This is a genomic window from Lysinibacillus sp. CD3-6 (assembly GCF_006351725.2).
Classification (GTDB): Bacteria; Bacillota; Bacilli; order Bacillales_A; family Planococcaceae; genus Lysinibacillus.
This window is the reverse complement of record NZ_CP085880.1, coordinates 351,292-365,578: the sequence shown is the minus strand read 5'-3', so window position 1 is coordinate 365,578 and position 14,287 is coordinate 351,292. Positions and strand designations below refer to the sequence as shown.

Here is a 14,287-nt window from a genome sequence, read left to right as displayed (position 1 = left end):
CTTCAGTTAAGAAGAGGGTTGCGGTTGCAAGTTTTCCTCCCCTTATCTGCCAGATCCAAGTAAGAATCTGTAGGAATTAGCACCTTAGCAAGTTCGTCACTCACTGGTTGCCGGGCATCGTAGGGCCTATTCCCTCCGCCGCTCTTGATAAGAGTATGTGATTCAATTTCCATCGTTGTTACACAGTATAAACATAGACTTTTTTTCTGTCAACAGTAAAATTTATTTTTTTCTGAAACTTCTGTCTGCTAATTTACGTAATAAGAGCACATACACTATATAAAGAATATAAAATGAAAGGAGCATTTTTTATGGAAAAAGCCATGGTATTTTTTATTATTATAATAATTGGTTATTTCATTGGCTGTATTCACGGCTCTAAAGTGGCACAATTTCTATCAGGTGTAGATTTAAAAAAGACTGGTCATGGCAATGCTGGTGCTTCAAATGCAACGCTGTCTCTTGGCTGGAAATACGGCATATTAGTGGCCCTAATTGATATTGGTAAAGGCGTTGGTGCTATTCTCTGTGCTATTTACTACTTATCTTCTAATGCATCACAATTCACTGAAGTACAAATGTGGCTCTTAATCTATACAATGGCTGCTAGTGTTATTTTAGGGCATAACTTCCCTTTCCATATGGGCTTCAAAGGTGGCAAAGGAACTGCCTCCATTATCGGAATTTTACTTGCCGTCGATTGGAAAATTGCATTATGTGCACTTATCTTATTTGTGATTTTATCTTTAGCAACAAACTATTTAATTGTCGGTGTGTTAGAATTTTATATTGTATTTTGTACAGCTACCTATTTATGGATACCTGGCATCGGCCCAACGATCATTTCTATTCTCCTTTTATGCATAGCGTTCATCTTGCATATCGAAAATATTAAAAGACTATTCAACGGAACGGAACCGAAAGTAACATCTGCCTTTAAAAAAGCCGCATAAAGGAAGTGATTGAGCCTAAGCGATAACTGCTACAGTTAGCACAAAACACAGGCGTAACTGGCGGTGAAACAGCGAGGTAGCGGCTTACGATCTCGTAGGAAAACAATCGCATAGCAAAAAAGTGTTAGATTGATGGCAGTCAATCTAACACTTTTTTTAAATATATTATTTAGCAAATGACGGGTCTAGCATTGTACCATTCTTTGCTAAATTCACATGCCAAGAAAGTGCTTTTTCTAAATCATGCGGTGTATGGTGACCACCTGTTGCTTCATTAGCGTCATTAAAGTACGCCCATAATTGCTCTTTATAATCAGGATGCGCACAGTTTTCAATGATTAGGCCAACACGCTCTTTAGGTGCTAAACCTCTTAAGTCTGCAACTCCTTGCTCTGTTACAATAATATCTACATCATGTTCTGTATGATCTACATGTGAAACCATAGGAACGATACTAGAAATTTTCCCGCCTTTTGCATACGATTTTGTTACGAAAATACCTAATCGTGCATTACGAGCAAAATCACCAGAGCCTCCAATACCATTCATCATCTTTGTACCAGAAACATGAGTCGAATTCACATTACCGTAAATATCCAATTCAAGCGCTGTATTTACAGATATTAAGCCGAGTCGACGAATAATTTCTGGGTGATTAGAAATTTCCTGTGGTCGTAATACTAATTTATCTGCATATTTTTCAAAATTCCCGTAAACCTGGTTTCCTACTTTCTCAGATAGGGTAATAGAAGTAGCAGATGCAAAGCTTACTTTTCCAGCATCCATTAATTCAAATACTGCATCCTGTAGCACTTCCGAATAAACTTCTAAATTTTCAAACTCGGAATCTTTGAAACCTAACAAGACAGCATTCGCCACCGAACCTACACCTGATTGTAGTGGACGTAAACTTGTCGTTAAACGACCTACTTTTATTTCTTCTCTTAAGAAATTCAGAAGATGATTTGCCATAATATCTGTTTCTTCATCAGCAGGAACAATCATTGATGGCGCATCTAAAATATCTGAAATAACAATACCTTTAACTTTATCTAAATTTAGTGGAATCCCTATTGTACCAAGACGATCTGACACATTTAGCATTGGAATTGGATCACGTTTTCCTTGTGGTCCAGGTACAAAAATATCATGCACACCTTCTAATGCATCCAGCTGTGCTACGTTCAGCTCGATGATAATTTGATCTGCTTCTTGTACGAAAATCGGAGAGTTACCAACTGAAGTTGTAGGAATTAATAAGCCATCTTCTGTAATAGCAGCAGCTTCAATAATAGCAAAGTCTATCGGACCAATGATGCCCTGACGTACTAATTCAGCATTGTGTGAAAGGTGGGCATCAACATACGTAACTTCTCCACTATTAATCATGTTTCGAATGCCTGCGTCTCCTTGGAAAGGTCCACGCTTGCGAATAACACCCGCTTCTGCTAAGTATTGGTCAACTTCTGGTCCAAGTGATGCACCTGTATATACATCCACCTTGAAACTTTCTGTTTTTGCTTTCTCAACAAGTGCAAGCGGTACCACTTTTACGTCACCTGCACGTGTAAATCCGCTCATGCCAAGTACCATGCCGTCCTTAATCCAAGATGCTGCTTCTTCTGCTGTTACAACTTTGTTTCGTAATTGTTCATTACGAAGCTTTTTTGCTAACTTTTCATCCATTCCTTATTCCTCCATCCCACATATATTTACTTCAACTCGATTATTTTCCTCCACATTGGTACACCCAACCAATGTAAAAAAACAGGAGATAAATAACCTGTCGTCATACATAATTTTACACTATTCAGAACATTTAAGCTATATCTAACAAAATATTTTACTTAACGAGCGTAATTATAATTTGTCTTAATTATTTGAAAATAGTTTTATTTTAATAGTTACTCCATATGGGATTTGATTCGATTTTAGTCAAAAATCATGATATGCTCTTGGTATATATAATTGGGAAAAGGGGACTTTTTAGATGGTTAAAGAATTATTACGTAACCACTCTTCGGTTCGTATTTATGATGGAAATCCTATATCTAAGGAAATCGTTGAAGATTTAATTGCTACTGCCCAGATGGCAGCAACTTCTCACTTTGTACAAGCATATAGCGTAATTTGGGTTACAGACGAGGAGAAAAAAGAAAAACTAGGTTTACTTTCAGGAAATCCACGTCAATACGAAACCGCTGGTGGTGCTTTTGTATTTTGTGTAGACTTTAAACGACTACAAATGGCTGGCAAATTAGAGGGCGTTGATATCGTTGCAGATTCGGCTGAAAACGTTCTAGTAGGTGTCGCAGATGTCGCATTATTTGCGCAAAATTTTGTTATTGCAGCTGAATCTATGGGATATGGTATTTGTTATATAGGCGGTGTACGTAATAAGCCAGAAGAAATAAGTGAATTATTTAATCTACCTGATTATGTCTTCCCATTGTTCGGTTTAACAATTGGCGTTCCTGCTCGACGCAATGAGGTGAAGCCTCGTTTACCAGTTGCTGCTATACTCCATGAAAATGGATATGATACAGCAAAATATGAGGAACTGTTACCTGCTTACAATGAAACTATGGAAGCATATTACAATAGTCGCTCCTCAAATCGTAAAATTGACAATTGGACAAAGCAAATGGCTGATTTTTTAGTAGAACAGCGTCGTCCACACATCAATAGCTTCCTAGCACAAAAAGGATTTAATTGGAAATAACATTACTAAAGTGGGGTTACTATCGTCTGATAATAACTCCACTTTTTTCATATTTTTGCCCTTTTTTTATTGCCAATCTAGTATATTTGTCTTGATGGGTATGTTAATTTTAGGTATAAATTAAACGAAAAGACTCTTCCCTTTTCCAACATTTCCATTAATACTATTAGAAGGACCCTATCTCGAAAGGAGTTATGTAAAATGTCCTTTGTTAATAAGCATCTTGCTCGTACCCTAGAACAACAACATAAGAGGAGCGTAAGAGGTTTATTTTTAAAGATTCAAGACTTAAATAATGAGTGCTTACTTTTAAGAAAGCGACTTGAACAACATATCGATCTCACTCACTACAATGATGCCGTTGCATATGTCGATCAATTTGTTTCCTATACATCCATTTTAAATTTAAAATTTGTGACAAATACTCAAAACTTAGAAGTGGTTGTACTGCATGCACTTTTATTGGAGCATATTATAGCAAACGAAACAGCTCATTCTTTGGAGTATGAAAGTAATTTGTTACAAGGCTATATTCAAGAGATTTTCGCTTTAAACGATCACGCCGCAACACTCTTTTCCAATCATAAAGAAAAGCTGCTACGCTACATTGAGAATCAAACTATATAAAAAAGACGATCAAAACAACAAAATTCATTGTGCTGATCGTCTTTTGTTTATTGAATACCTTTAATCATTAAAGAGCGCACTGGTAAAAATTGCTCTCCTGTATCGCCATAAGTTATTACTACTTCGTCACCTTCTTGTAAATAAATTGCAAGGGGTTCCGTTTCTGCACTTACTAAATAGTTCTCACCATTACTCAGTAAAAACGATACGATAGTAAAGTCACCAAGTCGTTCTTTATAAACGCGTAGTACTGTTCCACTTGCATTTTTCTCTTCTGCATTAGAACTACCATCAACCGTACTTCCACCGCGGCTAAGTGCAGTTTTATATAATTTCAACGCTTCTTTCGGTGTAGTTGCATAGGCTGAAATTTCAGGATTTGCTGCCGACACGATGAAATAATTTTGTAAGAAGCCATTAGCATCCAGCACTGCAGTTAACCAACTTGCCTCACCATAAAAGTTATACAATACAGGCATTTCTCCTGCCCACTTTTTCTCTATAAATTTCTTTTCAATAATTTGCAAATTCCCTTGTGAATCCATATAAGATTCATTTTGATTTCCTGTATAATATGTCGCTTCCCCAGTTCGAGCATTCGTTAATGAGTAGCCGAGCATTGAATCGACGCCCTCTTTTGGACTTGTGAAGTCAGTGAAATAATACATATCGCCTGCCTCATCAAATATCGGGCTGACATTGGACTCAGTGCCTTCGTCTGAAGGTAGCTTAACATCCTTCTTACCAAACATACTGTTCCAGTAACCATGAACGTATTTTCCATAATAGCTATTTTGTAAACTTACTGTCTCAGGTGAAACAGCACCATCTATAAATGCAGGAACATCATCCAATTTTACAAGCTCAGATTTACCTGTCAATGCATCTACAAGTACAATGCCCTGTACATCAAAGCCATTTCGTGCAGATATAAATTCCCCATAAGAACGGATATAGTATGGTTTACCCTCATCATCAATTTCTAGCTGAACATCTCCATAGAAAATAAGGAATGGATGTTGCAAGCGTATATGACGCTCTAAATTAGCATTTAAATAAGCTGAAGGAACATATTTCATTTCCTGTGGGACAAATTTAGGATTATCAGCTGAGTCCGTGGCACTCATTGTAAAATAACCTGGTGTTGTCTTACCATTCATCCATTTAAAGAAACCTGAAAATTCAACTGGTGCGATATAAACGTACTCACCATTCACCTTCTGAATTTGTAATCGTCCTAGCTCATAATAACTTGTATTTGGAACTTGCCCAAATGCTTTTTTCATTTTATTTCGGACAAATTTAGGTGGGACACTCGCTGGTGTTTGCGTCTCATCAAACGGCTTAATCTCCACCTCTTCTTTCATTTCCGCTGATTTGAATTTATCATTCGCGTTCCACAGTGGAGCGGACAATACATAGACCCCTACAACTAAGCTCGCTAAAAACAAAACACCTTTAATCTTTCTCTCAATACCACTTGCAAGAAATGCTCCACCTAAAGTTAGTAGTATAATTACTGGCCAAAAGACAAGCCAGTTCACGTCAATTTTTGTAACATATAGCGTAATACCCGACGCTATAAATCCTATAACAAAGACACCAATAAAAAAGTAACCGACTACTTTTTTCGATTCCCCATCTTCACGCTTCTTCGTTATTAGCGGTGTTAATAGTACACTCGCAATTAATGCAATGACTGCAGAAGCTATTAATAACTTCGTCATATCGTTCACCCTCTCCTCACTTACTGTCTACTTATTTACGGTTACATATTAAAAAAGTTTCAAACATAAATTGAAGTTGAACGGACTCCCTCCCTCTTAATAGCCGAACATTACAAGGTATAAAGAGCTTTTGCTGGAAAAAGGAAATTTAAACAACGATAAAGAATTGTAATGTAAAGGAGCTGAAAAATTTGGCTAGAAAAATTTTGTTAACGTTAACCGTACTTTTTGGTCTTTATTACATTTTTTTCTTTTCTCATATTGACCAAAGTTTGAAACTACTATTCAAAGTTATCCCTATGATTTTGATTATAGTAATGGCTGCAACCCAGAAAACAAAATCTATAAAAAAATATCAACTATTAATAGTTATTGGGCTAATATTTTGTATGGTAGGTGACTACACATTACAATGGTTTCTTATTGGTCTTACAAGCTTCTTAATTGGCCATATTTTTTATATTTTTGCCTTTTCAAGTACTAATGAACAACCTGTGCCAACTTGGGCAAAGGTTGTATTACTTCTATATGGAGTAGCGATGGCAAGCTGGATTGCCACTACAGTCTTTAAATCTGGTGAAACAGTTCTTACTTTTGCAGTGTTAGCGTATATTTCAATTATTTTAACAATGGGCTGGACTGCCATTCGAACTGGTTCCGCTTTCGCTATTATCGGTGCAATATTATTTATCACATCAGATTCCTATTTAGCGATAAATAAATTTGTTTTGCCTTTACCTTTTTCACATGAGGTTATTATGATGACATATTATAGTGCTCAAATACTTATTGCATTGAGTATCCTTCAATATTCCGAAATCCGAAGTAAAGTGGTACAATGAAAGTGTCTGGCACTCAAACAATTCTGAATTGTTTGAGTGCCAGACACCTACAAAGGAGGCCATATATTCTATGAAAGAACAAGTAATCGAGCGATTAATTCGCTACGCAAAAATCGATACACAATCAGACTTCACAAGTGAAACAACTCCTTCCACTCAAAAGCAATTTGACTTATTGCATGTATTGAAGGATGAGCTTGCCGCAATCGGCTTAACAGACATTACATTAGATGACAATGGCTATTTATTTGCAACACTTGAAGCAAATACAGATAAAGAAGTACCAACAATCGGCTTTTTAGCGCATGTGGATACAGCAACAGACTACACTGGTAAAAATGTACAACCACAACGAATTGACAATTACGATGGCGGTGACATTCAATTAAACGAGAATTTAATCATGTCTCCCACTGAATTCCCTGAGCTAAAAAACTACATTGGGCAAACATTAATTACAACAGATGGTACGACACTTTTAGGTGCGGACGATAAAGCGGGCATTGCTGAAATTATGACTGCTATGGAATACTTAATCAATAATCCTTCAATTAAGCACGGTAAATTACGTGTAGCGTTCACTCCTGATGAGGAAATTGGTCGTGGACCTCATAAATTTGATGTTGCTGCATTTGGAGCTGATTACGCCTATACAATGGATGGCGGACCACTAGGCGAGCTACAATACGAAAGCTTTAATGCTGCGGGTGTTAAAGTGATAACAAAAGGAACAAGCGTACACCCAGGCTCAGCAAAAAATAAAATGGTCAACTCTATCACGATGGCTATTGCTTTCCAAAACGAAATGCCTACAGATGCAGTACCTGAAAAAACAGAAGGCTATGAAGGATTTATCCATTTAATGGGCTTTAAAGGTGCTATTGAACATACAGAGCTTTCTTATATTGTACGTGACCATGATCGTCATAAATTTGAAGCGAAAAAGCAATTAATGCGTGATGCTGCTGCCAAAATACAAGCTCAGTTTGGGAAGGATGCACTGACAATTTCTATTGAGGACCAATACTATAACATGGGTGAAAAAATTGAACCTGTAAAAGAAATTGTTGACATTGCACGTCAAGCAATGGAAAAATTAGATATTACACCGAATACATTACCGATTCGTGGTGGTACTGATGGCTCTCAACTTTCCTATATGGGCTTACCAACGCCAAACATTTTTGCAGGTGGCGAGAACATGCATGGTAAATACGAATATGTATCTGCCGAAACAATGGAAAAAGCTACTCATGTTATTATTGAAATCGTGCAATTATTTGAACAACAAGGCAAATAAGTCATTTTTACATTCGAGCGATAAGAAACAATTGAAAGCGAGGACTCTCTAAAAAGTCTTCAAGATACTAAAATCCGCTTCGCTCCCGATGGGTAAGGTACGACTAGTAAAGCAACTAGGCCCGTGCGTTTGCTTTTTATTAGGAGTAAACGCGGATTTTTTCATCATTTATTACACCTCGGCTTACTACGTCCAGATATTTTAATGCCCGCGCAAAAATATGTGAAGTCTGCTGAAGCAAGTTAAAGATGACTCCTTGTTAATTTCTCGATAATAATAACTGAATTTTCAAATTACATAAAAGTTAGGATGATGAATTTTGAAAGAAATTGCATTAGGCATTTTAGCTTCACTATTTTTTGCAGTGACATTTATTTTAAATCACTCGATGGAAATGCAAGGAGGCAGTTGGCTCTGGAGTGCATCACTTCGTTACTTTTTCATGTTGCCCTTTTTACTAGCTATCGTCTTTTATCGTAAAGGCTTTTCGCAACTAACAAATGAAATGAAAAGTAGACCTGTAGCATGGCTACTGTGGAGCTTCGTTGGCTTCGTGCTATTTTATGCACCAATTACCTTTGCAGCTGCGTTCGGTCCAGGGTGGCTCGTTTCTGGAACATGGCAATTTACAATTGTTGCAGGTGTTCTACTCGCCCCCTTCTTTATCACAGTAATTGCTGGAAAAACAGTACGACAAAAAATCCCGTTAATATCTTTACTTATTTCCTGTGTTATTTTAGTAGGAATTTTATTAATTCAAGTACCACAAGCACAATCTGTTCCAACAAAAAATCTTTTATTAGGCATTTTACCTGTCGTTGTTGCTGCATTTGCTTACCCTCTCGGTAATCGTAAAATGATGGAAGTATGCGGAGGACGTGTGGATACATTTCAGCGAGTGCTTGGCATGACAGTTGCTTCAATGCCTGCATGGATTGTCATGGCCATTTACGCCATTTTAACAGTTGGACTGCCTTCATTAAGCCAAGTGCTTCAATCGCTACTAGTTGGAATTAGCTCTGGCGTTATTGCAACGATTCTATTTTTCATTGCCACTGATCGTGTTCGTGAACATCAAGGCAAATTAGCCGCTGTTGAAGCGACACAATCGACTGAAATACTATTTGTCATTATTGGAGAGGCGTTACTACTCGGAATTGCGTTTCCAGAGCCTATTGCGCTCGCTGGACTTGGTATTATTATTGTTGGCATGTTGCTGCATAGCTACTATACGATGGTGCTTGGAAAGAAAAGTGTTTCCCAACAATCTACCCCTTCTGAGCAGTCAACCTAACATAGGCTAATCAACTTTTACACATAAAAATGACGGCTCATTCCGTTATGAATAAGCCGTCTAGAGATTTTACGTTCCCAAAAAATGAGGGGGGTTTTAGGAGCGCTTTATGAACTAGCAAACTTCTGGAGAAAAGTAGCTAAAGTTCATCCTCTCTACACTTGTTTTGCAGAGAAGGAATAATCTTTACAATGATAATGATAATCATTATCAGTTAAATTGTCAACTACTATCTTAAAAATTTTTTTAATGATTACATGGCTTTCTTAAGTGAACGTCGATATTGCCATTGCTTTAGCTGAAAATGCAAAAAGCAACCAATACAAAACCCTGCAATTGCAACTGATGAAGCAATCGCTACCATCGTTGTAAAGACATAGCCTACTGCTTGCCAATTAAACATAAAAGCGACAAGACCACCAGCTAAACATATGCTTGCAATACTTGAATTAAACTTTTGCTGCTGTGCGTCCTCTGGGATATACGCAGCAGGTGCTTTTTTTAAAAATAGCTTTCCAAATCGAATGATGGGATTAAAATTACACAAAACACCGAGTAAATTTGCACTTAACGGAATCGCTAATATCCATTCAACCCCTGTTACCCAAGTCAGTATAACACTTAATAATATTGTCCACTGATTGAGTCGTACGAGCGGTCTTGGAATTGCAGTTGGCAATGCCATATAAAAACCTACCTTTCAGATATGTTTAATGTATTTTACTATACTGCATTCCATTTGTGAAGTAAAAATGAATAACTTATAATTGAGGTTAATGATTGAAAAGAAAAGGTGATGACAATGCCCGCTTTAACGATGGATCAAGTCAGACAACTGAATTCCTACAGTATTTATACAACGGAGCCAAAACGTACGTTATTTACATTGGCTGATATACATAAAGACTTTTACCATCCTGATTTTTTAAATCTAATGATGGGCATTACAGATGCTGCAACAGAAACAGCAGCTATTTCCCATTTTGCACGTCGCTATGGGATGTTTTTCGCTATGCAGCTTTATATGCTTGCTGCCTACGATGAAGTATGGGATGGAAAACCAATTGAGATTCGCTTTGATGCAGCTAAGGAATTCAATAGCTTTACTGTCGCAATGTTCGTTAATCCTAACGATTGGCGTTATGTGGATGAAGAAGAGCGACAAGCTGTTATTGAAAAAATTTTATATGACGGGCATGTTATTGTTCAGCAACTGCGTAAAGTAACATCGATTTCACCATTAACAATTTGGGAAAATTTCTTTGGCTACCTTCTTTGGCATTACCATATACTGTTGTCTAATCCAGGCTTGGCTGATCAGGCAATGGACGATATCGAGATTTTAGAAAACCCAAAAACATGGGCTCGCTTTTCACAAAAATCGTGGTGGGCAGAATATACTGGCGGTCAGAGCCCTACTAATTTAGTGAATGTGCCTGTCCGTAAATCATGTTGCTTTTCAAAGGATATTCCCGGCCTACTTGCATGTGGCTTTTGTCCACTAAAGAAATAACAAAAAGCCTTACTTCTCACATTCATGTGAAAAAGTAAGGCTTACTTTTTAAGTTAACATTCGGTTTATCTTTCAAAGACTACGAACCAATCATTTTGCTCTTCATACATGGCCGTTCCCGTATAGCCCTCTTTTAAAAGTTGTTGCTGTAAGGTTGTATCGCGCATTAAAACAGCTTTTTTTTCAGTATATACTGGCTGCTCTTGTTGTAAATTTTTATAAAAAATATAACGCAATTTATCAACGTACTTAATTTTCAAGCCCTTAATTACTAGTCCCTGAGAAAATTTATCTTTTAAGCTTGGTATATTAAACGGTTTAACCGTAGAGCAAACATAGTCATAGCTATCTAAATCAATTTCATTCATCACAATTGTTGCTAACGTTTTTTGTAGTCCGTAGCCCCGATAGTGTGGCGAAACATTGGATATCTCTTGATATAGCACGCGATGGAATTGGTCCTCCGCAATACCGCAATCATATCCAAGGTGCTCGTTCTCAATAGGTGGATTCAGTAATGCACGAAAACCAATCAACGCTTTATCAACGTATGCCCCAATCATTAAACCATTTCCCTGTAAGATGAATTCAAATTCTTCTGTAGTTAATGGCTGTAAAATACTTTGGTCGGGCAATGCTTCATATACCTCTTGCTGTAATTTTTCTATTGCTGGTAAATGCTGCATCTGTAATTTCGTAACATAAAAAGGCGTTTCTCCGAGTATTCCTTCATAAATTCTTTCCATGTCGAAGCCCCCCTTAAGCTGTTACTGTTGTTGAAAATTTACATAGTTCCTTTAGGATTTCTTCATCTACATCTACACCTAAGCCTGGTTTTTCTGTTAAACAAATGAACGGAACATCATAGTATAAATTGCCGATGTCCTTCGAGAATTTAAGTGGACCTGTTAACTCGACACTTGTCATAATTTTTTTAGAAAATGCTACATGGAAACCAGCGGCAGAACCTACAGAAGACTCAACCATTGAACCAATTTGACATTCAATACCTGCCATTTCGGCCATTACTGCTAATTTCATAGCAGGGTAAATTCCACCGCATTTCATTAACTTAATATTCACTTTGTCTGCAGCGCGCTTCAGAATGATTTCACGCATTTCACGTACTCCACGAAGTCCCTCATCAATCATTAATGGTACATATGATTTTGATTTAATTTCTACCATTCCGTCAATATCTTCACTATCAACAGGCTGTTCTAACCAATCGATATTTAAATCCTTTAATGCACGTAAACCTTGTAAAGTTGTAGAAGCATTTCCCCAACCTTGGTTTACATCGACACGTATCGCAATATCCTCACCTACGCGCTCACGCACTGCTTTTATGCGCGCAACATCACGTCTAACTTCAGTGCCCACCTTCATCTTAAATGATTGATAGCCCATTTCCACTCGTTTTGCTGCTTCATTTGCCATTTCTTCAGGTGTTCCGATACTCAATACATGGGTAATCGGGAATTTCTCATGATAGCGACCGCCCAGTAGCTGATATACAGGTACCTGTAATGACTTACCGACTATATCAAAGCATGCAATATCAATTGCGGCTTTGGCAGCTGGTACATCCTTTACGATATGATTCATTTTATCGTGAAGCTTTTCAAAAGCCATTGGATTTTCTCCAATAATGGCAGGTACAAGTTGGTTTTTTAATATTGCATACGTGCTTTCCCATGACTCGCCTGTAACATGTTCGTCAGGTACTGCTTCTCCATATCCTACAATGCCAGTATCAGTTGTGATTTTCAAAATAATAGAAGGCATTGTATCATATGTAGCATAGCTAATAATAAAAGGATCAATAAGCGGTAATTGAATCGCAAAAATTTCGACTTGTTGGATTTTCATTTTTATCATACTCCTATATAATTTATAGTTGTCGTTAATACGTCGCTAATTATTTAAAAAATAATAGAAAAGGACAGATGCCTTTGTCTACTAAAATAGCAATTATATGTTCGAAAGCTTTTCAGAATCGTATACTTAGTATCGCACAAAACATAGAGAATATTCAATTAGAATTTTATCTTTATAACCAGCCTTCCGATGCACCGTCTTTGTTAAAACAAATTAAGCCATGTGATGCGCTATTATTTGGTGGAACATTGCCGTATTTACATGCGCAAACATCTTTAGCGACTTTTCCGATTCCCTGGAATTATTTAAAGCAGGATGAAATGACAATTTCTACGACCTTATTATCATTGATAGCGAACCAAGCAATTCCTTTACAAAGATTATCTATCGATGTCATGCACCCTATATTCGTCGATAATGTTCTAACGGAGATAGAATATACTGGTATAAAACCATATGTTCATTCTATTTCGATTACAGAAACAGCTGATGATGTTTTGCAAAAGCATATCGCCCTATGGGAGACCAAGCAAATTGATTATATTATTACGAGCATTCACAAAGTATTTGATGAATTGCAGCTACGAAAAATTCCTGCTATGCGGATGCTCGATGCAACGAGTTCTATTATTCAATGTCTAGAAGAAACGAAATCACAATCAATTCTTACTAAATCCGAATATGCAAAGGCAGCCGTTGGATTTTTAGATATTCCTGAAACTAGTCCTTGCGAAGATATTTTACAGCAAATAACTACAACGACACATTCAACCTATAAGCAAATTAGCACTAACTATTTTGAGCTTTATACAACAGCGGGTCATTTACAAAACGCACTCGAAAAAGAAAATTTACAGCAACTTATCCAACATATAGATGTGCCCTTTAGGCTTGCTTTTGGCTATGGACATTCAATATTTGAGGCAGCCGAAAATGCTACACACGCATTAAAGTTTGCCAAACCTTATGAAATATATATATTGGATGAACATAAAAATTTATCTGGCCCATTTCCGAAATCAGAAAGCAAACTCTCTTTAAAAACAAAGGATCCTTTTGTTTTACAAATGGCTAAACAGACAAGCTTAAGCCCATTAAACATATCTAAAATTATGCAATTTAGTATTGAACGACAAGCATCACAATTTACAGCGCAAAATCTCTCAGAATACTTACAAGTTACGCGTCGTACTACGGAACGTATTATTAAAAAATTAGTTGATCATGGCTATGCTAAAGTTGTTGGCGAAGAAATGACCCACCAACAAGGTCGCCCCCGTACAATATATGAATTGGACTTTGCAACCTACTAATAAATAATGACAAGCCCCCACATAGCGCTCTACACTGGCGAGCGAAGAACGCTATCCGACCGCATCAAACATGCGCCGAGCGTCTCTTCACTTTTCAATAGCAATCTATGTGATG

The 14,287-nt window shown here is 37.1% G+C and carries 13 protein-coding genes and 1 riboswitch; of the genes, 8 read left to right on the top strand and 5 right to left on the bottom strand.

What is annotated here, in order from left to right; translation table 11 throughout:
* Window positions 1-39: 39 nt before the first annotated feature.
* Window positions 40-154, bottom strand: a riboswitch (SAM riboswitch).
* Window positions 155-311: 157 nt separating this feature from the next.
* Entirely contained in the window at window positions 312-953 is a 642-nt protein-coding gene (locus FH508_RS01755) for a glycerol-3-phosphate acyltransferase (RefSeq protein WP_173478751.1), read from the top strand.
* Window positions 954-1,118: 165 nt separating this feature from the next.
* Here the strand turns inward: FH508_RS01755 and FH508_RS01750 are convergent, their stop codons facing one another.
* Entirely contained in the window at window positions 1,119-2,639 is a 1,521-nt protein-coding gene (locus tag FH508_RS01750; RefSeq protein ID WP_173478752.1) for a succinyl-CoA:acetate CoA-transferase ScpC, read from the bottom strand.
* A 304-nt stretch (window positions 2,640-2,943) separates the two neighbouring features.
* Between FH508_RS01750 and chrR the strand changes: the two genes are divergently transcribed.
* Complete coding sequence (chrR, locus tag FH508_RS01745; protein ID WP_173478753.1) at window positions 2,944-3,675, top strand: class II chromate reductase ChrR; 732 nt, start codon at window positions 2,944-2,946, stop codon at window positions 3,673-3,675.
* A gap of 201 nt (window positions 3,676-3,876) precedes the next feature.
* Window positions 3,877-4,302 (top strand): hypothetical protein, encoded by a 426-nt coding sequence (locus tag FH508_RS01740; RefSeq protein WP_173478754.1) that lies wholly within the window; start codon window positions 3,877-3,879, stop codon window positions 4,300-4,302.
* 47 nt (window positions 4,303-4,349) lie between these two features.
* Here the strand turns inward: FH508_RS01740 and FH508_RS01735 are convergent, their stop codons facing one another.
* Entirely contained in the window at window positions 4,350-6,029 is a 1,680-nt protein-coding gene (locus tag FH508_RS01735; protein WP_173478755.1) for a hypothetical protein, read from the bottom strand.
* 191 nt (window positions 6,030-6,220) lie between these two features.
* Between FH508_RS01735 and FH508_RS01730 the strand changes: the two genes are divergently transcribed.
* From FH508_RS01730 to FH508_RS01720, 3 genes are all read left to right on the top strand, one after another.
* Complete coding sequence (locus FH508_RS01730; protein WP_173478756.1) at window positions 6,221-6,871, top strand: lysoplasmalogenase; 651 nt, start codon at window positions 6,221-6,223, stop codon at window positions 6,869-6,871.
* Window positions 6,872-6,941: 70 nt separating this feature from the next.
* Entirely contained in the window at window positions 6,942-8,171 is a 1,230-nt protein-coding gene (gene pepT / locus FH508_RS01725) for a peptidase T (protein WP_173478757.1), read from the top strand.
* A gap of 319 nt (window positions 8,172-8,490) precedes the next feature.
* On the top strand, window positions 8,491-9,465 hold the full coding sequence (locus FH508_RS01720; protein ID WP_173478758.1) for a DMT family transporter: 975 nt from the start codon (window positions 8,491-8,493) through the stop codon (window positions 9,463-9,465).
* Between the two features lie 253 nt (window positions 9,466-9,718).
* On the opposite strand, the gene FH508_RS01715 is transcribed toward FH508_RS01720, so the two are convergent.
* Window positions 9,719-10,150 carry a DUF4395 domain-containing protein gene (locus tag FH508_RS01715; protein WP_173478759.1) on the bottom strand — a complete coding sequence of 144 codons (432 nt, stop codon included), beginning with the start codon at window positions 10,148-10,150 and terminating at the stop codon, window positions 9,719-9,721.
* Window positions 10,151-10,267: 117 nt separating this feature from the next.
* Here FH508_RS01715 and FH508_RS01710 point away from each other — a divergent pair, with 117 nt between their 5' ends.
* On the top strand, window positions 10,268-10,978 hold the full coding sequence (locus tag FH508_RS01710; RefSeq protein WP_173478840.1) for a Fe-S oxidoreductase: 711 nt from the start codon (window positions 10,268-10,270) through the stop codon (window positions 10,976-10,978).
* 65 nt (window positions 10,979-11,043) lie between these two features.
* Here FH508_RS01710 and FH508_RS01705 read toward each other — a convergent pair whose 3' ends face one another.
* Together FH508_RS01705 and FH508_RS01700 are read right to left on the bottom strand one after the other, a co-directional pair.
* Window positions 11,044-11,724, bottom strand: a complete 681-nt coding sequence (locus FH508_RS01705) for a GNAT family N-acetyltransferase (RefSeq protein ID WP_173478760.1) — start codon at window positions 11,722-11,724, stop codon at window positions 11,044-11,046.
* A gap of 13 nt (window positions 11,725-11,737) precedes the next feature.
* Window positions 11,738-12,850, bottom strand: coding sequence for a mandelate racemase/muconate lactonizing enzyme family protein (locus tag FH508_RS01700; RefSeq protein ID WP_173478761.1), 1,113 nt, complete (start codon window positions 12,848-12,850; stop codon window positions 11,738-11,740).
* Window positions 12,851-12,927: 77 nt separating this feature from the next.
* Here FH508_RS01700 and FH508_RS01695 point away from each other — a divergent pair, with 77 nt between their 5' ends.
* The gene (locus FH508_RS01695; RefSeq protein ID WP_173478762.1) at window positions 12,928-14,172 is read left to right on the top strand and encodes a hypothetical protein; all 1,245 of its coding nucleotides are present in this window, start codon (window positions 12,928-12,930) and stop codon (window positions 14,170-14,172) included.
* Window positions 14,173-14,287: the final 115 nt, after the last annotated feature.